The sequence below is a fragment of the Rhodococcus quanlei genome (genome assembly GCF_055231015.1).
In genome coordinates this window covers 45,047-64,044 of sequence record NZ_JBUYWD010000024.1, presented here as the reverse complement: position 1 = coordinate 64,044, position 18,998 = coordinate 45,047, and the positions used below count along the sequence as shown (strand labels likewise).

General features: G+C 64.0%; 17 protein-coding genes. 10 read left to right on the top strand and 7 right to left on the bottom strand.

All coding sequences use genetic code 11. The features are described from left to right. Positions 1-121: 121 nt before the first annotated feature. A complete protein-coding gene (locus ACZI8Q_RS17515) occupies positions 122-1,609 on the bottom strand; it encodes an MFS transporter (RefSeq protein ID WP_463374904.1) in 1,488 nt (495 codons plus the stop codon). A 151-nt stretch (positions 1,610-1,760) separates the two neighbouring features. Here ACZI8Q_RS17515 and ACZI8Q_RS17510 point away from each other — a divergent pair, with 151 nt between their 5' ends. Next, a complete protein-coding gene (locus ACZI8Q_RS17510) occupies positions 1,761-2,405 on the top strand; it encodes a TetR/AcrR family transcriptional regulator (RefSeq protein ID WP_463374842.1) in 645 nt (214 codons plus the stop codon). Between the two features lie 149 nt (positions 2,406-2,554). Here ACZI8Q_RS17510 and ACZI8Q_RS17505 read toward each other — a convergent pair whose 3' ends face one another. After that, the gene (locus tag ACZI8Q_RS17505; protein WP_463374841.1) at positions 2,555-3,592 is read right to left on the bottom strand and encodes an adenylate/guanylate cyclase domain-containing protein; all 1,038 of its coding nucleotides are present in this window, start codon (positions 3,590-3,592) and stop codon (positions 2,555-2,557) included. A gap of 146 nt (positions 3,593-3,738) precedes the next feature. Here ACZI8Q_RS17505 and ACZI8Q_RS17500 point away from each other — a divergent pair, with 146 nt between their 5' ends. The 4 genes from ACZI8Q_RS17500 (at position 3,739) to ACZI8Q_RS17485 (ending at position 7,519) form a co-directional block, all read left to right on the top strand. Beyond that, positions 3,739-4,467, top strand: coding sequence for a DUF6319 family protein (locus tag ACZI8Q_RS17500; protein ID WP_463374840.1), 729 nt, complete (start codon positions 3,739-3,741; stop codon positions 4,465-4,467). Positions 4,468-4,575: 108 nt separating this feature from the next. Further along, entirely contained in the window at positions 4,576-5,238 is a 663-nt protein-coding gene (locus tag ACZI8Q_RS17495; RefSeq protein WP_463374839.1) for a chymotrypsin family serine protease, read from the top strand. A 167-nt stretch (positions 5,239-5,405) separates the two neighbouring features. Continuing rightward, positions 5,406-6,668: a TMEM143 family protein gene (locus tag ACZI8Q_RS17490; RefSeq protein WP_463374838.1), complete on the top strand. Its 1,263-nt coding sequence runs from the start codon at positions 5,406-5,408 to the stop codon at positions 6,666-6,668. Then, complete coding sequence (locus tag ACZI8Q_RS17485; protein WP_463374837.1) at positions 6,668-7,519, top strand: MBL fold metallo-hydrolase; 852 nt, start codon at positions 6,668-6,670, stop codon at positions 7,517-7,519. The genes ACZI8Q_RS17490 and ACZI8Q_RS17485 overlap by 1 nt, the downstream gene beginning before the upstream one ends. A 3-nt stretch (positions 7,520-7,522) precedes the next feature. On the opposite strand, the gene ilvD is transcribed toward ACZI8Q_RS17485, so the two are convergent. From ilvD to ACZI8Q_RS17460, 5 genes are read right to left on the bottom strand one after another with little or no spacing between them, the layout of a single operon-like run. Next, positions 7,523-9,223 carry a dihydroxy-acid dehydratase gene (gene ilvD, locus ACZI8Q_RS17480; protein WP_463374836.1) on the bottom strand — a complete coding sequence of 567 codons (1,701 nt, stop codon included), beginning with the start codon at positions 9,221-9,223 and terminating at the stop codon, positions 7,523-7,525. A 38-nt stretch (positions 9,224-9,261) separates the two neighbouring features. After that, positions 9,262-9,828 carry a TIGR03086 family metal-binding protein gene (locus ACZI8Q_RS17475; protein ID WP_463374835.1) on the bottom strand — a complete coding sequence of 189 codons (567 nt, stop codon included), beginning with the start codon at positions 9,826-9,828 and terminating at the stop codon, positions 9,262-9,264. 19 nt (positions 9,829-9,847) lie between these two features. Further along, the gene (locus tag ACZI8Q_RS17470) at positions 9,848-10,219 is read right to left on the bottom strand and encodes a DUF4180 domain-containing protein (protein ID WP_463374834.1); all 372 of its coding nucleotides are present in this window, start codon (positions 10,217-10,219) and stop codon (positions 9,848-9,850) included. Then, on the bottom strand, positions 10,216-11,076 hold the full coding sequence (locus ACZI8Q_RS17465) for an alpha/beta fold hydrolase (protein WP_463374833.1): 861 nt from the start codon (positions 11,074-11,076) through the stop codon (positions 10,216-10,218). The genes ACZI8Q_RS17470 and ACZI8Q_RS17465 overlap by 4 nt, the downstream gene beginning before the upstream one ends. Beyond that, positions 11,073-11,528 (bottom strand): helix-turn-helix domain-containing protein, encoded by a 456-nt coding sequence (locus ACZI8Q_RS17460; RefSeq protein ID WP_463374832.1) that lies wholly within the window; start codon positions 11,526-11,528, stop codon positions 11,073-11,075. The genes ACZI8Q_RS17465 and ACZI8Q_RS17460 overlap by 4 nt, the downstream gene beginning before the upstream one ends. A 119-nt stretch (positions 11,529-11,647) precedes the next feature. On the opposite strand from ACZI8Q_RS17460, the gene ACZI8Q_RS17455 reads away from it, so the two are divergent. From ACZI8Q_RS17455 to ACZI8Q_RS17435, 5 genes are all read left to right on the top strand, one after another. Then, complete coding sequence (locus ACZI8Q_RS17455) at positions 11,648-13,180, top strand: phytoene desaturase family protein (protein WP_463374831.1); 1,533 nt, start codon at positions 11,648-11,650, stop codon at positions 13,178-13,180. Between the two features lie 123 nt (positions 13,181-13,303). Continuing rightward, complete coding sequence (locus ACZI8Q_RS17450; RefSeq protein ID WP_463374830.1) at positions 13,304-14,299, top strand: aldo/keto reductase; 996 nt, start codon at positions 13,304-13,306, stop codon at positions 14,297-14,299. A gap of 431 nt (positions 14,300-14,730) precedes the next feature. Continuing rightward, the gene (locus tag ACZI8Q_RS17445; RefSeq protein ID WP_463374829.1) at positions 14,731-16,065 is read left to right on the top strand and encodes an MFS transporter; all 1,335 of its coding nucleotides are present in this window, start codon (positions 14,731-14,733) and stop codon (positions 16,063-16,065) included. 124 nt (positions 16,066-16,189) lie between these two features. Continuing rightward, positions 16,190-17,212 carry an AurF N-oxygenase family protein gene (locus tag ACZI8Q_RS17440; RefSeq protein WP_463374828.1) on the top strand — a complete coding sequence of 341 codons (1,023 nt, stop codon included), beginning with the start codon at positions 16,190-16,192 and terminating at the stop codon, positions 17,210-17,212. A gap of 20 nt (positions 17,213-17,232) precedes the next feature. Continuing rightward, positions 17,233-18,981: an FAD-dependent oxidoreductase gene (locus tag ACZI8Q_RS17435; RefSeq protein WP_463374827.1), complete on the top strand. Its 1,749-nt coding sequence runs from the start codon at positions 17,233-17,235 to the stop codon at positions 18,979-18,981. Positions 18,982-18,998: the final 17 nt, after the last annotated feature.

Below are 18,998 nucleotides of genomic sequence, written 5' to 3'. Positions count from 1 at the left end.
CCGATGGAATTGGTTCTTCCACACTATAGAGTTCGGCATCCCGAACTTTCAAGGCGACCCCACGCCCCGGCGAATGTCACACCGGTTCGGCTCACGCGAACCGGTGTGACATTCGCCGAGGTCAGGAGGGGTTCGAAGTGAGCGTTGCGGTGCGGGTGCGGCCGGGTGCCCACACCGCGAGGATCGCTGCCGAGGCGAAGAGAACGCAGGCGAGCGCGAGACAGGCTTGGTCCATTCCTTCCATGAACGATTCCTTCGCCAAGGCCGCCAACTCCGGCCCTCGCGGACCCGCAATGTCTGCGACGTGCAGTGCCGCGGCGAGCGAGCCGGACACGGGCTCTTTCGCTGCCTCCGGCAGTTGATCGACCGCGGGCTGGATGTGGTGGGAGTACGTCGCAGCGAGAATGCTGCCCGCAAGAGCGACGCCGATCGCCGAACCGATCTCACGAGCCGCGTCGTTGACGGCCGATGCCACACCCTGTTTGTCGTCGGGAGTGTTCTGCACGATGGCGGCGGTGGCCGGGGCCGTGCACATGCCGAGTCCGAGTGCGGCGACGAGTAGCGGAACGCAGATCTCGCCATAGCTCGCATCGACGTCGAGGCGAGTCATCAGCAGGATGCCCAATCCGAGGATCGCTGCGCCGCCCCCACACAGAATCCGCAGCCCGACGTGAGGGAGCAGCATGGACATGAACATCGACAGCAGCACGACGGGTGCGGCGATCGGAGCCAATGCCAACGCGGACTGCAGAGGCGAGTAGTCGAGCACCATCTGCAGGTATTGCACGGCGAGGAAGAAGAAGCCGAGCGTGGCGAGGAATTGCAGCATCAGTGAGAAGGCGCCGGAGCCGAAAGCCCGGTTGGCGAACAGTCGTACGTCCAGGAGCGGGTGTTCGGTGCGTAGTTCGACCACCGCGAACAGCAGTGCTGCGGCCAGGCCTCCGATGAGGAGACCGAGGACGATCGTATCGAGCCAGCCGCGTTCGGGGGCCTCGATCATGCCGAGGACGAACAGGCCGATGGCCGCGACGATCAGCGCGGTGCCGGGGAGGTCGAGTGGTGCAGTGTTTTCGTCGCGCGACGACGACAAGGTGAAGCTGGCGAAGAGAATCAGCACGGACACCACAGCGAGGCTGATGAAAATGGAGTGCCACGACCACTTCTCGAGCATCGCGCCCGAGACGAGCAGGCCGGCGATGGCGCCGCTGCCGGCGACGCCCGCCCAGATGCCGATTGCTCGCGCGCGCTGCGTGGCCGGGAATCCTGCCGTCAACAAGGACAGGGTGGCCGGCATGACGAAGGCGGCGCCGATACCGGCGACGATGCGGCCGGCGATGATCCAGGTCGGTTCGTCGAAGGCGATCGGTATCACGGAGCCGATGGAGAAGACGAACAGTCCGAGGACGAGTATTCCGCGTCGCCCATAGCGGTCGCCGAGAGCGCCGGCGGGCAGCAACAGGCAGGCGAGAGCGAGGGTGTAGCCGTCCACGATCCAGGTGAGCTGACTCTGCGTCGCCCCGGTGTCGCGGGCCAGGTCGCCGAGGGCGGTGTTCAGTGCTGCCATCGTCGCCACCACGAGGGCGACGGCGCAGCAGGACACGGTGAGCATCCAGAGCTGGCGGAATGTCCATCCGGATTCGATTTCGTCGTCCGGCTTGTTCAGCAGTTCTTGTGTCACGTCTCGCCTTACCGTATAGAAATGAGACTGTCAGTATCGTTGGTAGACTGATAGTTCACAAGGGCTGATGCGAGAGGCTGCGATGTCCGAGCAGGATCCACGTAAGGCACGTTCGAGAACGCGATTGCTCGACGCTGCCACCACGTTGTTGGCAAAAGGCGGCACGGATGCCGTCACGATCGACGCGGTCACGAAAGCGGCCAGTGTTGCGAGGGCGACGCTGTACCGACACTTCGGCAGCGGCAACGAACTACTGGCCGCCGCGTTCGGCAAGCTGATTCCGCCCGCCCCCGAGGTCCCGGACGAAGGCGACCTGCGGACCAGGCTCGTCGAACTCCTCGCCGGTCAGGCGGCACTCATCGAAAATGCGCCGATCAAGGTGACGGCCATGTGTTGGGTCGGGATGGGGCCAGGACTGGACGGGTTCTCGTTGGACACCACGCCGCCCGAGTTCGGAACCTTGCGCGAGACCATCGCCGAGCAGTACAGAGTCGCATTCGACAAGGTGCTGCGTACTCCGGAAGCACGTGCAGAGTTCGGAGACTTCGACTACGACCTCGCTGTGGCCCAATTGATCGGGCCCATCGTGTTCACCCGCATGGCAACGCTGACGCCGTTGGGCAGGTCGGCGTGCGAACGGATCGTCGACGATTTCATCGCAGCACGGAAGGCGGCTCGTGCCGAGACCGAATCGCTCGACGCAGTTCGGGCCCGAGACGCGGGGTGATGTCGACAGACCTGGTTGCTCTCGCTAACCTATCGACTCATGATCACAATTGCCTTGAACTGGATGCTCGACATGCTCGGTACCGTCGCCGCCGGCAGCAGCGGTTACGAGATTCAGCCCGGAACTCTTCCGTTCGGATCCTGATCGTTTCACTCGTTGCCGCGTCGCAGTACGTAGGGCTCCAACTTGCGGATACCGCGTACGCGTCTCGGACGTAGTTGGCGCAGGCGCCACCCCGGCGTCTGCGCCAACTCTTCGGCGAATTCGCTGTCCACCAGCACTGATCCTGGTCGCGCGAGGCTGGTCAGGCGGGCTGCAATATTGACGACCGACCCGTAGAGGTCGCCGAACCGCACCAGTGCGGACCCGTACGCGAGTCCGACGCGCAATTGCGGGTCCTCGTCGTCGGCGAGCACAGTTTCCTGCAGGCGCAGTCCGATCTCGGCTGTGTCCGCCACCGACTCCGCGGCGAACATGACCTCGTCGCCGACTGTCTTCACCACCCACCCCTGATTCTGAGTGATGACCTCGGCGGAGACGTATTCGAAGCGCCCCAGCAGCTCGCTCAGTTCGCGAGGCTGGATGCGCCGGGTGAGTGACGTGTATCCGACGATGTCGGCGAATCCGATCACCAGCTGCCGACTCGCCGTCTCGCCCCCGGGATTACCCACATTGCGTCCCGTCGTCGACGCCATGTGCCGTCGCCACACATAACTCTGCAGAGACTCGACAGTAGGAACGACGTCGGTCACGATCGCCGTCACCCGTTCGCGGATCTCCTCCGGTGTCTTTCCATGGGAATCCGTGAGTTGCTCGAGCACGTGGGTGCTGATCATCGCCACCTGCCATTCGGCAAGGCTTGACATGGTCTGCCCGAGTGCCCGTGCGGAGGCAGTCTCCTGGTTCGGGTCCACCATGCCTTGATCCACGAGTCTGATGATGGACCGCAGGGCTTGCACGTCCGCATCGGTGAACATTGTCGCGTCAGGGTTGCTGTCGACTGCAAAGCCCATGGCCACCCACAGCCGGTCGGCACGCTCCACGTCGACTCCCACCAGGGCGGACACCTCCGTTTGGGTGTACTTTCGGGTTCCGCCGAGGAGGTACTCCTCGAGGTCGCTCTGAATACGCGAGAGGGTGCTCGAGTCGACATCCGGTCCTTCCGACCGCGGTTCGTCCTGGTTCACGGATCTCCTCTGCGTGTGAACGTGCGTCTCTCGAGTTTGGCTGGATCGCTGGTCGCGCACCGACGAATGTGAGAAGTCGGTGGGCTGTGCAAGAGTTGCGGTGCCCGCCCGGGCAGCCCGAATCGTATGCAGGAAGGACCGCACTCATGCCGCCCCGTCGTCGTAGTGGCGCAACGACCCAACCGAACCATCTCACAGCAGACAACCTCGAGACACTCGCTTCTGCCGTCGCACTCGGCAAGCGCGCCACCGTGTACCTGCGCGAGGCGGTCCCCGGCCTCGGCCTGCCTGCAGGAACCTCTGCGAAAGTAGTATCGGTTCAGGGCAATACGGTGATGATTTCCCCCAAGGGTGTCAATGATGAACTGCCCTACGAGGCCGAGGAACTGCAGATGTCGAAGCCCGCTACGCCCAAACAGACCGCGCCGAAGCCGAAAGCTGTTGCCGAGCCAGTGGTGCATCAGGGAATCGAACCCGGGCCACCGCCCGCTCCCAAGCCGGTTCCGGCGCGGACAGCCGGTCCTGCGACGAAGCCGGAGTCGGCGCCCGCGGAGCGGCCGAAGCCCGCAACCGGGTCTCGCCGGGCCGGACCGAAGAAGGCTCCTGCGGGCGTGAGCGTGACGATCCATGCCGGTGCGGACAACGAGTGGAGCGTCACTGTCGCACACGGGGCAAAGAAGCCGGGCAAGGCGGTTCCGGTCGCGCCCGATGCCGTCGAGCGTGCCGTTCGCGAACTGGGTGAAGACACGGCGATCGAGGCAGTGGAGTCGATCATCGTGGCGGCGCGAAGCAAGGTGGCCGCGCGAGTCGACGAATTGAGCAAGGAGCTCGAAGAGGCCCGCAAACTTCTCGAAGCGCTGGGAGAATCCGTATGACCGCGAAGACGCCACACCTACATCGGCAATTCCCCACGAACCGACACGTCGAAGTGGAATTCTGATAGGGAGGGTAAGACATCGGGGGTCCTTCCGGGAGGCAGAGGCATGTTGAAACGGTTCGCAGCAGCATTCGCGGCGACGGCAGCAATGGTGAGTACGTTCGCGGTGGGTACGGGGGTCGCGACGGCGGCCCCGGCTCCGGCCGTGCTGGGCGGAGGCTCCGGCATCATCCTCGACGACGAGTTGCTGTGCACGATCACGACGATCGGTCACGACAACTCGGGAAGCCTCGTCGGTATAACTGCGGGGCACTGTGGTGAAGCGGGCGCCACGGTCGTGCCCGAATACCAGCCACAAAGCGGCGTCGTCGGCACGATTGTGAAGTCGAACGCCGACTTCGATTACGCGGTGATCGAGTTCGATCCCGCCAAGGTGGTCCCCACCGACACGGTCGGCGGTGTCACCATCACTCACGTCGGTGCTCCCGCCTTCTTCCCGCAGATCGCGTGCAAGGAAGGACGTACCACCGGCAACACGTGCGGCATCGTCTACGGCGACATTCTGCAATCGCAGGAGACCTGGACACAGGCATGTGTGGTGGAGGGTGACTCGGGCGCACCCATGGTCATCGGCACCACTCTGGTCGCCATGGTGAACGCGTACCTCGGCTTCTCGTGCATCGGACCAGAGATCGGCACCACCATGGCATCGGTCATGCACGACATGAATGTCAGCGGAGGACCGGGAGCTGGATTCAGGCCGATCTGACGTAGCGAACAGCTCCCGAATCCACGTACACCCGAAACGTGTCGTGGACGAAGTGCTCGGGGCTGCGTGGAGGCATCCGTGACCCAGTGTGGCCCCTGGGCACACCGACTGCTGGTCTCCCGGATCTAAGGTGGGTTTCGACCTGAAGCATTCCGAGGGAGTTATCAGTGGGTGATGAGCACTTCATCCCGTTCCGCAAGACTGACGTCGTCGACTTTTGTGCGGAAGAGTTGACCGATGACGAGCAGCCGAAATTCCGCGACTTCGCAGAGATTCTGGCGAGCACGTTCCACGAACGTTTCCACCAGCGGCTCGTCGCGATCGAAGACGAGTTCTTCGTGGTGCACCCTCCCGCCGACCTCTGCGTCGTCGCAGGGCCGACACCACAGGAATTGCGGGATGCGCGGCACCGGCTCGAGGAGGAACTGGCAGTCCTGGCCGAGGACGCCAACTTCACGCTGATCAGCGAAGACGAGATCGGGAGAGCATTCGCAGAACACTCCTTGTTGAAGGTCCGCATGGAGGTCGATCGCGATGCCATCGACACCGCGATGTTCTTCCGCCGTGGGCAGTCGCAGCGTACGGCCGAGGTGCCCCACTGGTTCGGGTTGCGCCGCAAGAAAATCGAGTTCACGAGCGACTCGAAGGTGCTCATGTACGTCACCTTCAAAGACGCCGACCACTTCACCGATACGGATCCTGCGAACCTACCGTTCACGCCGGGCACGACGATCGTCAAGCTGTTCGAGGATGTCCCGCGCAACGACCTCGAAATGCTGTTCCCCAATGTTGCGCCTCGGATGCGTACCTTCGACAAACTGTTGATCGGAGTCCCAGCCGTCGTCTCCGGGATCGTGGTCGTCACGACCAAGCTGATCGCCCCATTGGGGCTGCTGCTGCTGTTCGCCGCGTTTCTGGTCGGTGCACGAGACGAGTCCGTGGAGATCGACCAGACCGCGCTGGTGGCGCTCGGTGCTGCGCTGGTGGCAGTCGGTGGATACGTTGTGCGCCAGTACGCGAAGTTCACGAACCGGAAGATCAAGTTCATGAAGGTACTGGCAGAGAATCTGTACTACCGCAACCTGGACAACGACGCGGGCGTGTTCTACCGCTTGCTCGGTGCAGCCGAGAATGCCGAGTTCAAGGAAACGATCCTGGCCTACCACTTCGTGCGCACTGCCGACCGCCCGTTGACGGTCGCAGAAGTCGACCAGCGCATCGAAGGGTGGTTCGCCGAGCGTTGGAACGAGAAGTTCGACTTCGACACGGCCGATGCGTTGACGAAGCTTCGAGAACTCGACCTCGTCACCACCGACCAAGAGGGGCGGACGACGGCCGTCGACCTACCCGAAGCCAAGAGGCGTCTGGACCACCAGTGGGACAACATATTCGACTACAACAGTCGACATTCGCGTGGTAGGACAGAATAGTGACCGGTGGTGATTCGTCGTGGATCTGCGTTGCGTGCGGCAACGAGTTTCCGCCTGCCGCTGATCCGCCTGCCGACTGTCCTATCTGTGTCGACGAACGGCAGTATGTGCCCGCCGAGGGGCAGCAGTGGGTGCGCCTCGACGATTCCGGTCACAACGACCGGACACTGTCGGTGGACGAGATCGCGCCAAACCTGTACTCACTGCAGTTGTCGCCGACGGTGGGTATCGGGCAGCGAGCGCTCTTCGTGAAGATGCCTGCCGGAAATGTGTTGTGGGAACCACCCGGGTTCGTGGGCGCGCCGCTGCTCGACTGGATCGCCGATCATGGAGGCATCTGCGCGATCTCCTCGAGTCATCCGCACCTGGTGGGTGCGAGCGTGTCGCTGAGCCACCTACTGGGCAATGTCCCGGTGCTCGTCAACGGTGCCGACTCCGGTTGGATCACGCGGGATGATTCGGTGATCGAACTGTGGTCGGACCGTCACCTCGTGGCCGACGGCGTCGAACTGGTGCAGTGCGGCGGACACTTTCCGGGCAGTTCGGTCCTCCTGCTCACGGGGGCAGAGCGGCCTGGAGCGATCCTGACCGGTGACACGTTGATGGTCGGTGCGGATCGGCGCAGCGTGTCGTTCATGCGCAGCTATCCCAATCTGATTCCGTTGCCCGAACGTCTGGTCCGCGGGATCGCCGACACCGTGGATTCGCTCCCGTTCGACCGCATCCACGGCGGATTCCCCGGCCACGACATCATGGGCGACGGCCGCGAGGTGGTCCGCTTCTCCGCCGACCGCTACATCGGCTGGATCACCGACGCCATACAGGACCCAGACGAACCAGGCGCAGGCTGACGGTCAGCCGCACACCGCACCGGTCGACGCCGACCCCACCAGCTTCGAATACTTGGCGAGCACACCGCGGGTGTACCGCGGGGGCAGCGGAGCCCACCCTTCACGCCGCCCGGCGAGGTCGGATTCGTCCACCAGCAGGTCGAGGGTGCCCTTGCCGACGTCGAGCCGGATCCGGTCGCCGTCGTCGACGTAGGCGATGGGTCCGCCGTCGACGGCCTCGGGCGCCACGTGTCCCACGCACAGCCCTGTGGTGCCGCCGGAGAAGCGCCCGTCGGTCAGTAGCAGTACATCCTTGCCGAGTCCGGCGCCCTTGATCGCGGCGGTGATCGCGAGCATCTCGCGCATACCCGGCCCGCCCTTGGGGCCTTCGTACCGGATGACGACGACGTCCCCAGCGGTGATGGTGCCGTCCTCCAACGCGTCCATCGCCGCCCGCTCCCGGTCGAAGACGCGTGCGGTTCCGGTGAACACGTCCGAATCGAACCCGGCGGACTTCACCACCGCGCCGCCCGGGGCGAGTGAGCCCTTCAGGATCGTGATTCCGCCCGTCGGGTGAATCGGCTCCTTCAGCGCACGCAACACCTTGCCGTCCGGGTCGGGTGGGGCGATGTCGGCGAGGTTCTCCGCCAGCGTTTTGCCGGTGACGGTGAGGCAGTCGCCGTGCAACAGGCCGGCGTCGAGGAGTGCGCGCATGACGACGGGAACGCCTCCGATGCGGTCGACGTCGGTCATCACGAAGTTGCCGAAGGGTTTCACGTCGGCCAGGTGTGGCACGCGGGAACCGACGCGGGCGAAGTCTTCGAGGTCCAATGCGACGCCGGCCTCGTTTGCGATGGCGAGCAGATGCAGAACCGCGTTGGTGGACCCGCCGAAGGCCATGACCACGGCGATCGCATTCTCGAATGCTTCCTTCGTGAGGATGTCACTGGCGCGAATTCCGCGCCGGAGCAGTTCGACGACAGCCTCACCGCTGGCCCGGGCGAATCCGTCGCGCCGTCGATCCGGTGCGGGTGGAGCCGCGCTGCCGGGCAGTGACATTCCGAGCGCCTCGGCGGCGCTGGCCATGGTGTTGGCGGTGTACATGCCCCCGCAGGCGCCCTCACCGGGGCAGATGGAACGCTCGATGGTGTCGACGTCTTCGCGGCTCATCAGGCCACGCGAGCACGCGCCCACGGCCTCGAAGGCGTCGATGATGGTGACCTCGCGTTCGCTGCCGTCGGACAGTTTGGCCGTACCGGGAAGCGTGGAGCCGGCGTAGAGGAACACGCTGGCAAGGTCGAGACGAGCGGCCGCCATCAGCATTCCCGGCAACGACTTGTCACACCCGGCCAGCAGGACCGAACCGTCGAGTCGCTCGGCCTGCATCACGGTCTCGACGCTGTCCGCGATCACCTCGCGCGAGACGAGGGAGAAATGCATGCCCTCGTGTCCCATCGAAATGCCGTCGGAGACGGAGATGGTGCCGAATTCGAGCGGGTAGCCGCTCGCCGCGTGCACGCCTTCTTTGACCGCCTTGGCGAGACGATCGAGCGACAGGTTGCACGGCGTGATTTCGTTCCACGAGGACCCGACACCGATCTGCGGTTTCACCCAGTCGTCGTCGCCCATGCCGACTGCGCGCAGCATGCCACGTGCGGCCGTTTTCTCGAGTCCGTCGGTGACGTCGCGGCTACGGGGTTTGATGTCCGGTGCGTCTGGGCTCATGTTCTTCAGAGTAGGCCCGCACGCAAACGGGCATCGGACTATTGGCCGGGCCGGGGGTCTCGTCCGGTGAGCGCAATCAGTTTGTCCTGCAGCGATGCCTTCTCCGGGACGGCCACGGGCGCCGCGAACAGGCCGCTGGCGGCGAGCATGTCGCGTTGTTCGTTCATGTCTGTCCACACCGCTTCGACGAGCGTGGAGTCCAGCTGTTCGTCGGCGCCGCTTGCCCGGGCCAGGTCCCAGGTGTGTATCGCGACGTCTGCGGTCTGCTGTCGCAGATAGAACTCGGTGTCGACCGTCCCGAACGAGAGTTGAACGGGCGCCTTCGGGTCGGCGTTCGCCCATGCGGTCGACGCGGCATCGGAGTATCGCCACCATTCGGCGCGCATGTCACCATGCAGCGGGACGACCTCCTGCTCGGCTTCCGTCATGGATTTTCCGGCCAGTAGCGGCGGGATCCACTGTTGTTCGACGATGACGTGCCGGATCAGTTGGGTCACGTTCCAGTCGGTGTCGGGTGTGGGCGCCGACCAGTCGGTGACCGCGTCGACCCGCGCCCCGAACCCGCGGTGCGCGGCGCGTTGGAGATCGATCCAATCGAAAGGCATAACGCCAGCGTACGGACATTCAGGGTGTGGGACGTAGGCGTTGAGCCAGTTCGTCGAGATCGCTGACGAACCAGATGTGTCTGCCACGGTTCGATTCGCGGACGTAGCTCGCCAGGGCAGAGCTGCGCGCCGTGTGCTCGGAGATGTCGCCGACCAGCGCCACCCTGAGTCCGTAGGTCACGAACTTCTGTGTGACGCCGCCGGCAATCGTGGTTTCCAGATCGAAGAATTCCTCCGGGAATCGTTCGACCGGGATGGCGGCGATATCCGGCCAGTGAACCCACACCTCGCCGATGACGTCGGTTGCTGCCCGCTCGGAAGCGATCGGGTAACCGTCGGACGGGAAGTGGAACACCTTCGTGCCGTGGATGTCGGTGATGCTGTCGGTCATGTTCGTTCCTCGCGGGTCAGAAATTCGAGTTCTTCTTCGGGGCCGGCCGGCAACATGTGGCCGATGCCCGCCAGTACCTGCACCTCTGCGTGCGGCGTCGCCGCCGCCAGCCGAGTCGCTGTCTCGGCGGAATCGACCACCGCGTCCTCTTCTCCGAGGACGACCCGCATCGGCATGGTCAGCGTGCGAAGACTGTCGTCGTCGAAGGTGGGAAACGTGGATCGGTAGCGGAAGTGCTTCGAGACGAGACGTATCCGCTCGCGCAGTGTCCTGTACCGGTCCTCGGGCATGGTCGACAACTCCGCACCGAGCATCCTCGAGAGGGTTTTCCGGTGACCCCATTCACCGAAGGGGCTCAGCACGATGGCCTCCATCAAGAAGCCCTTCTTCTGTCTGCCGATACCCATCGGGCACAGCAACGACATTCGTTTCAGGCGATGCGGTCGCCGAACCGCGTAGTCGGTGGTGAGCCAACCTCCGAAGGACACGCCCATGAAATGTGCTCGGTCCAGGTCGAAGAAGTCGAGAACCGCGTCCAGCCATCGTGCACAAGCGTCGGACTGCAGGGATGGACGTGATGGAGCGCTGAGTCCCGGCTCGCCGATCACGTCGACGGCATACACCCGAAAGTGCTTGGACAGAAGAGGGACTCGATCCATCCACTCCGTCGAGTTGCTTCCTGATCCGTGCAGCAGCACCAACGGTGGAGCGCCCACCTGCCCGGAGACGATGACGAACGTGTCGCCTTCCGGGGTGGGTACATGTCGCTGCTCGTTCGGCACCGGCCAGGCTTCGAGCGTCTCCATCTGACCCTCGCGGAGTATGCGGGCGCCCTCTTTCGAACGGAATGTGCTCATGAGTTTGCGACCTCGACTTTCCCATCAGCGAGGATGGCGTCGATCATTTCGAAGATGTTGGCACTGGTGATGAGGCTGCCGAACACGACAACCTTCAGATGCGCACGCTCTTCGTCGTAGATCGCCTGGATGCGGAGGCGATCGTCGCCTTCGCGTTGGTGGGCATTTGCCGAGGTCAGCAATGTGCTGATGCGGTCGACGATGTGCCGGTCGACGGCGCTGATCTCCACCGCGCTCGACACTTCGACGACGCGATGCCGAGTGGTCGATTCGCGGACCGACGCTGCTGCGGGCCGGCCGACGAAGGTCTCGAGATCCTCGCGCGCAATGCGGTATTGCTTGCCGATCCGCACCGCTGCGAGCCGCCCGTCGCGCACGTAGCCGCGCACCGTGCGGACATGCAGCCCGAGTTGCTCGGCGACCTCGTCTGCACTGTACCAATCCTGCTGCATGAAACTACCGTATCATTCCCTATATAGAGGGTGGTAGGTATTTATAAGGAATGATATGGATGTATATGTCCACGGGGCGCTAAAATCATCTGAGACACCACCGACTGGAAGGTGTTCTCATGCCGCACTATGACGCCGTCGTGGTGGGCGCCGGGCACAACGGTCTGACCTGCGCGAGCTATCTCGCTCGGTCTGGCATGCGTGTGCTGGTGACCGAGAGCGGGGCCACCATCGGCGGCATGACCAGCACCGAGGAGCTGGTGCTTCCGGGCTTCAAGACGGACGTTCATGCCAGCGGCTACCAGCTGGCCAACCTGTCCTCCGCCGCCGCCGAACTGCGTTTGACGCAGTTCGGCCTCGAGCTCGTCCGCCCCGAAGTCGCACTGAGCAAGGTCTTTTCGGACAACCGCTGCGTCAGCATCGGCGCCACCTTGGACCAGACATGTACCAGCATCGCGACGTTCTCGGCGCAGGACGCGCACACATGGCGGTCGCTGTACGACGGCTACCTCTCGAACAAGGCCGCGTTGCGGCAGGAGCTCGAGAACCCGCCTCCCTCCCCAGCGGAGGTGGCCGCACAGTTGGCGGGCGACCCGCGCGCCCAGGAGAAGACGCGGATGCGCTACCAGTCGGTGCGTTCGTGGGCGAGTGAAACCTTCGAATCGGAGGCGATGTGCGACCTCCTCGCGGATTTCGCCGGCCACGCCGGATTCGCTCCGGACGACGCTGGGGGAGCCGGTTTCTCGCTCCTGTTCCTCTCGGTCATTCAGGACGAGGGAAACCGGGCGGTGGTCGGCGGAATGGGCCGCCTGCCGGACGCGCTCGCAGCCTGCCTCGCCCACCACGGTGGCGAGATCCGCACCGGGTCGCCGGTGACGAGGATTCGGGTCGAGCGCGGCGCCGCGACCGGCGTCGAACTGGCCGATGGCAGCTACATCGGCGCCGGATGCGTCGTGTCCAGTGTTCACCCGCGCCAACTGGTGTTGCAGCTATTGCGCGAAGCCGATATCGAGCGTTCCGTCATCGACGACATCGAACGGTACGAGGTCGGCGTATCCCAGATGGGGATCTATCTGGCACTGTCCGCGCCGGTGACATACCTCGCCGGTGAGGAAGCGGCGACCGCCACCCAAGTCCACTTGATGCCCCCGACAACCGATGGACTCGCCGAAGCCTTCCGCGCGATCCGTGCGCAACGGCTACCCGAGATGCCGTCGCTGTTTCTGGTCAACGAAAGCGCTGTGGATCCGGGCCGCGTTCCCGAGGGGAAAGCATCGCTGAAGATCATCCTCACGACTGTTCCCTACGGTATCGACTGGCGGCGCGAACGCACCAATTACGCGCAGCGGATCATTGATCAGATTGCCCGCCAGTACATCCCGGACCTCAATGAGAAGATCATCGGTAGGGCTGTCATGTCGCCGGTCGACTACGAGGCCGATGTCGCCACGGCGCTGCACGGCACGGTGACCCACGGTGCGATGACGCTGTATCAGCAGGGGGCGATGCGGCCGACGTTGCAGCTCGGCCAGTATCGGGGACCAGTGTCCGGGCTCTATCTCTGCGGTGCGGGCAGCCATCCGGGGCCGGGTGTGTCGATGATGCCCGGACGTAACGCCGCCCGCGTCATACTGAGCGACCTGCAGGGTTAGGTTCACGCGGGACTTTCTCGAGTGTCGAACCCGCGTCGCGCAGGTCGATTTTATTGGATGCGGAAGTGGCTGATGGCAGACAGGATGGGTGTGGACAATCACCACCGAGGTACCGGAGGCCGCATGCCCATCCCCACCGTCGAACTTGCACCTGGCCTGACCGTCAGCGCGCAGGGTTACGGAGCAATGTCCGTCGCACCGGTGTACGGCCCGGTCGACACGGCGGAGGCACTGTCGACCCTCAACCATGCCGTCGACATCGGTGTGACGTTCATCGACACCGCCAATGTGTACGGCGAGGGTGCCAGCGAACTTGCGGTGGGGCAGATCTTGAAAGATCGGCGCGACGAGGTGCAGCTGGCCACCAAGTTCGGGCTGGTCGGCAACATCGCCAACGGTCAGCGATCCATCAACGGCAGGCCCGAACATGTGGGGCGGGCGCTGGACGAGTCGTTGGCGCGGTTGGGCGTCGATGTCATCGACCTCTACTACCTGCATCGGGTCGACCCGGAGGTTCCGATCGAGGACACCGTTGGTGCCATGGCAGCGCAGGTGAAAGCGGGGAAGGTGCGGCACATAGGTTTGTCGGAGGCCACCGGTGACGAGCTGCGCCGTGCGCACGGTGTTCACCCCATCGCGGCGATCCAGAGCGAGTGGAGCGTCTGGTCGCGTGACGTGGAGAACACTGTCGTTCCGGCGGCAGCCGAACTCGGTATCGGATTCGTGCCCTATTCGCCCGTGGGGCGCGGGTTCCTGACCGGAACCTACGACCCCCAGGTTCTCGGTGACAAGGACCTGCGGCGACGTTTCCCACGTTTCACGGACGACGCGTTGTCGGCCAACCAGAAAGTTCTCGATGTGATCCGCGAGGTGGCGTCCGAGGCGGACGCGACACCCGCACAGGTTTCTCTGGCCTGGCTGGACGCCAAGGCTCGTCAGTTCGGTCTGCCGTCGGTGGCCATCCCCGGCACCCGGTATGCCTCGCGCGTGACCGAAAACGCGGGCGCATTCGACCTGACCCTCACAACCAACCAGGTCGCCCGGTTGGATCTGCTCGCCGACATCACAGTGGGTGCCCGCTCTGCCGATCCACAATGGGTGTCGCAAGGTCGCGAGTGAGGGTGACACGAAGCCGGACCAGAGCGGATTCCAGTTCGATCCGCCGATCCAGTTCTGCACGGGACGGAGCCCCTTGGTGCCGCTCGTCGGGTAACAGCGTTGAGTGCAGAGCGACGACATGGCTCGGGAGTGATGAGGCCGGCGTTGATCAGGCGAAGTCGGTATTGGCCTGCATCGGTGGTGCTGACACCTAGGCGTTGGGCGATTTCGCTGGTCTTGCTGGGTCTGGGTCCGTCATCATGTGACATGGCGATGAGGAAGCTGCGGTCGACATCCCTCCGTCGCGCCGATCGGCATGCACTCGGTGCCGTACAGGTGATTGAGGGTCAGTCGAGTGTGGCACGCGCGTCGCTCCGATGAGGAGCCGTACAGAATGACAGAGGGGTCCGACACATTCGTTCGGTGCGCCGACAGGTGTGTCATCGGGCACGATGAACGATGTGGAGGCCCACCAGGAATCGACGACGGAGGAACCGACGACGGCCATCCCGGCGAAGCGGGCATGGATCGTCTGGGGTGTCGGCGTCTTCGCCTACCTGGTCGCGGTACTTCATCGAACCTCGTTCGGTGTTTCCGGTCTCGTCGCCACCGAACGGTTCTCGATAACACCGAGCGTCCTGTCGTCGTTCGTCGTGTTGCAGATCGTGGTCTATGCCGGAATGCAGATTCCTTCCGGTGTGCTTCTCGACCGGTTCGGGTCGAGGCGGATGATCGCGACCGGTGCGTCGATCATGGCGGCCGCTCAGTTGACGCTCGCGCTCACCGAGTCGCTGCCGGTGGCGATCGGGGCCCGCGTGTTCGTCGGCGTCGGCGACGCGATGACGTTCATCTCGGTCCTCCGGCTCGTTCCGCAATGGTTCGAGCCCCGTAGGGTGCCGGTGGTCACCCAGTTGACCGGCCTCTTCGGGCAGTTCGGCCAGATTCTGTCCGCATTGCCATTTCTACTGTTGCTGAGTGGGCCGGGATGGAGTTTTGCCTACGGTTCTGCGGCAGCCATCGGGGTTCTGTCGTTCGTGCTGGCGCTGACGGTGATACGTAATTCCCCACCGGGCCACGAGGTGACCGCCGTGCCGGCGGGACTGAAAGAGGTGGGGCGGCAGATCGGCACCGTGTGGAAGCGTCCTGGTACGAGGCTGGGTTTCTTCACCCACATGGGCACCCAGTTCTCGGTGACATCGTTCGCGCTGCTGTGGGGGGTGCCGTATCTCCGGTCCGCGCAGGGGTTGTCGGCGAGCGCTGCGGGTTCACTTCTCACGCTGGTCGTGATCTCGGCGGTCTTCGCCGGTCCGATCATCGGTATCCTCAGTGGGCGTTTTCCGATGCGCCGCTCGTACCTCGTGCTGACCATCATGATCAGCAACGCCGCGGTGTGGACGGCGGTGTTGGTGCTGCCCGGGCCCGCGCCCCTGTGGTTGCTGGTGCTGCTCGTGGTGGTGATCTCGGTGGGCGGCCCCGGCTCCATGATCGGGTTCGACTACGCCCGGATGTTCAATCCCTCCACCTCCATGGGCACCGCGCAGGGCATGGTGAACATCGGTGGATTCCTGGCGTCACTGCTGGTGATTCAAGCGATCGGACTGATCCTCGATGCCTCCGGTGGGTACACCTTCGACGGGTTCCGGATGGCGTGGCTCGTTCAGTACCCGATCTGGATTCTCGCGATCACGGGTGTGCTCGTGACTCGCGGCAAGGCGAGGAGGGAGATGGGTGTCGTCCTGCGCCCTGTGCGTCAGGTGTGGCGGGAGCGAGGAACGCGGAACGAATAGCTCCGCATGAGGGGTGGTGTTATGCGTAACCTCGAGTTACGGTTCTTTATACGTAACCAATAGTTACGGGTAAATCGACCAGGCGCGACCAGCGCGATCCGAACTCGAACCACTGGGAGAAGCGATGACGTTGTCGAATACGGCAGCACGCGGATCGAACAACGAGTCCGACGTGACACATGCAGACACTTCTTATGCGGAAACCCTGGCGTTGCTGTCCGAGGGGTCGGTGCACAAACACTTCGACCCCTATGTGGACATCGCCTGGGATTCGCCCGAGTTCGAGGTGACACCGAATGATCCGCGGTGGATTCTCCCCCAGGCCGACCCGCTGGGTAAGCACCCCTGGTACAAGGCGCTACCCGACGAGAAGAAGATCGCCATCGGGATGTGGCGTCAGGCCAACATCGCCAAGGTCGGCCTGCAATTCGAATCCGTCCTCATCGGTGGGGTTCTGCAGTACGTGTTCAAGGCGCCGAACGGGTCACCCGAGTTTCGGTACTGCACCCACGAGATGGTCGAAGAATGCAACCACACCCTGATGTTTCAGGAGATGGTGAACCGGGTCGGTGTCGACGTACCCGGTGGGCGGAAGGCCTTTCGCGCCGTAGCCCCGTTCCTGCCGTTGGCGGGAAGTGCCTTCCCGATCGTGTTCTTCATCGGCATTCTGGCCGGCGAAGAGCCCATCGATCACATTCAGAAGACCATCCTGCGCTCGCAGGCGGACATCCACCCGATCATGTCGAGTGTGATGTCGATTCACGTCGCCGAGGAGGCGCGCCACATCTCCTTCGCGCACGAGTTCCTGCGTCAGCACATCCCGCGGATGAGCAAGCCCGGCCGGTTCGCGGTCTCGCTGCTCTTCCCCGTCATCATGCGTGTGCTGTGTGACGTCATCGTGATTCCGCCACCCGCGTTCTGGTCCGAGTTCGACATCCCGAAATCGGTCAAGAAGGAGCTTTTCTGGCGGAAGCCGGAGGCGCGGCAAACACTGCGCGACTACTTCGCAGATGTTCGCATGCTCGCCGACGAAGCGGGCCTGATGAACCCCGTCTCACGGCGGGTGTGGAAGGCGTTGAAGATCGACGGCAAACCGTCACGCTTCCGCAGTGAACCCAGCCGGATTCCGGCACGGCACGCGGCGTAGCCGCAAGAACGGACTCACTGATGCCTCACGTCGTAACCCAGTCGTGCTGCAGCGACGCCTCGTGCGTGTACGCGTGCCCGGTGAACTGCATTCACCCGACACCCGACGAGCCCGACTTCCTGACCGCCGAGATGCTGCACATCGACCCGGCGTCCTGCGTGGATTGTGGTGCGTGCGTGTCCGCCTGTCCGGTTGATGCCATCGTTCCGCAAGCCAAGCTGACGGATTCGCAACAGCGGTACCTCGGCATCAATGCGGACTTCTACAGCGCCGACTCCGACAAGGGCCTGCGCGAGCGTCCGCTGCTCGCGCCCGTGACGCCGCCACCGTCTGCCCGTCAGGATGTTGCGGCGCTGCGGGTTGCGATCGTCGGCTCTGGGCCGGCCGCCATGTACGCCGCGGACGAGCTGCTCACCCAACCGGGTGTGCAGGTGAACGTATTCGACCGGTTGCCCACCCCGCACGGGCTGGTCCGTGCGGGTGTCGCACCGGATCACCAGCGCACCAAGCAGGTCAGCGCGCTCTACGACACGATCTCGGCGCAGCCGGGATTCGAGTACTACCTCAATGTCGAGGTGGGCAAGGACCTGTCCCACCAGGAACTGCTCGAGCATCATCATGCCGTCATCTATGCGGTAGGTGCGTCGACGGACAGGCGCCTGAACGTCCCCGGCGCCGACCTGCCCGGATGCACCTCGGCGACCGACTTCGTCGCCTGGTACAACGGTCACCCCGATCACGCGCATCACCAGTACGACCTGTCTCACCGCCGCGCCGTGATCATCGGCAACGGCAACGTCGCGCTCGATGTGGCCCGCATCCTGGCCGCGGACCCCGAAGAGCTCGCCGCCACCGATATCGCCGCACCGGCGTTGGAAGCGTTGCGGAACAGCCGGATCGAAGAGGTAGTGATCATCGGACGACGTGGAGTCGCGCAGTCGGCGTTCACCGTCCCCGAGTTCGCCGGGTTGCTTGCCGTCCCGAACCTGCGCGTAGTGCTCGACCCCGAAGATCTCGAACTCGACGAGGCCACTCTCGATCGCGAACGCAACGGTGAGTTGGAGCATTCGGTCGAGCAGAAGCTGCGCATGTTGCGGGAGTTGAGCACCCGCGAGGTGACCGGCGACGGAGGCAAGCAGATCACCCTGCGATACCTGTCCAGTCCGACGCGAATCCTCGGTGACGAGTGCGTCACCGGTGTCGAGGTTGCCGCGAACTCGCTCGTCACGGACGAGGACGGCACGGTGCGCGCCAAGCAGGTCGACAAGGTCGAGACCCTCGATGCCGGTCTCGTCCTCACCTCGATCGGATACCGCGGCGTTCCCGTGCGCGATATTCCGTTCGACGACAAGGCGGGGGTCCTGCCCAATTCCCGTGGGCGTGTGCTCAGCGGTCGGAACGGAGAACCGTTCCCCGGCACGTACACGGCGGGCTGGATCAAACGTGGTCCGTCCGGCTACATAGGCACCAACAAGTCTTGTGCTCAGGAGACGGTCAACGCGCTGGTCGACGACTTCAATGCGGGTCTGCTGCCTGCGCCCACCACGAAGGTCTCGGCATTGAAACATCTGGTTCGTGATCGTCAGCCGGCGATGGTCGATCGCGCCGGTTGGCACGCCATCGACAAGGTCGAACTGCAACGTGGCGCCGAGCAGAATCGTGCCCGTGCCAAGATCGTCGACCGCAGCGAAATGGCCCGGATCGCGGAAACGGTGCCGACTCCACGGAAGCTGCTGAAGCTTTCGGTGCTGCAGCGCGCCGGTCGCTGAGACATACCCTGTTACAC

Coding starts and splice junctions, on each gene's coding strand:
- ACZI8Q_RS17440 (WP_463374828.1), top strand. CDS start 16,190: ATGACGTTGTCGAATACGGCAGCACGCGGATCGAACAACGAGTCCGAC.
- ACZI8Q_RS17455 (WP_463374831.1), top strand. CDS start 11,648: ATGCCGCACTATGACGCCGTCGTGGTGGGCGCCGGGCACAACGGTCTG.
- ACZI8Q_RS17475 (WP_463374835.1), bottom strand. CDS start 9,828: ATGCCTTTCGATTGGATCGATCTCCAACGCGCCGCGCACCGCGGGTTC.
- ACZI8Q_RS17500 (WP_463374840.1), top strand. CDS start 3,739: ATGCCGCCCCGTCGTCGTAGTGGCGCAACGACCCAACCGAACCATCTC.
- ACZI8Q_RS17435 (WP_463374827.1), top strand. CDS start 17,233: ATGCCTCACGTCGTAACCCAGTCGTGCTGCAGCGACGCCTCGTGCGTG.
- ilvD (WP_463374836.1), bottom strand. CDS start 9,223: ATGAGCCCAGACGCACCGGACATCAAACCCCGTAGCCGCGACGTCACC.
- ACZI8Q_RS17465 (WP_463374833.1), bottom strand. CDS start 11,076: ATGAGCACATTCCGTTCGAAAGAGGGCGCCCGCATACTCCGCGAGGGT.
- ACZI8Q_RS17460 (WP_463374832.1), bottom strand. CDS start 11,528: ATGCAGCAGGATTGGTACAGTGCAGACGAGGTCGCCGAGCAACTCGGG.
- ACZI8Q_RS17445 (WP_463374829.1), top strand. CDS start 14,731: ATGAACGATGTGGAGGCCCACCAGGAATCGACGACGGAGGAACCGACG.
- ACZI8Q_RS17515 (WP_463374904.1), bottom strand. CDS start 1,609: ATGCTCACCGTGTCCTGCTGCGCCGTCGCCCTCGTGGTGGCGACGATG.
- ACZI8Q_RS17510 (WP_463374842.1), top strand. CDS start 1,761: ATGTCCGAGCAGGATCCACGTAAGGCACGTTCGAGAACGCGATTGCTC.
- ACZI8Q_RS17495 (WP_463374839.1), top strand. CDS start 4,576: ATGTTGAAACGGTTCGCAGCAGCATTCGCGGCGACGGCAGCAATGGTG.
- ACZI8Q_RS17450 (WP_463374830.1), top strand. CDS start 13,304: ATGCCCATCCCCACCGTCGAACTTGCACCTGGCCTGACCGTCAGCGCG.
- ACZI8Q_RS17470 (WP_463374834.1), bottom strand. CDS start 10,219: ATGACCGACAGCATCACCGACATCCACGGCACGAAGGTGTTCCACTTC.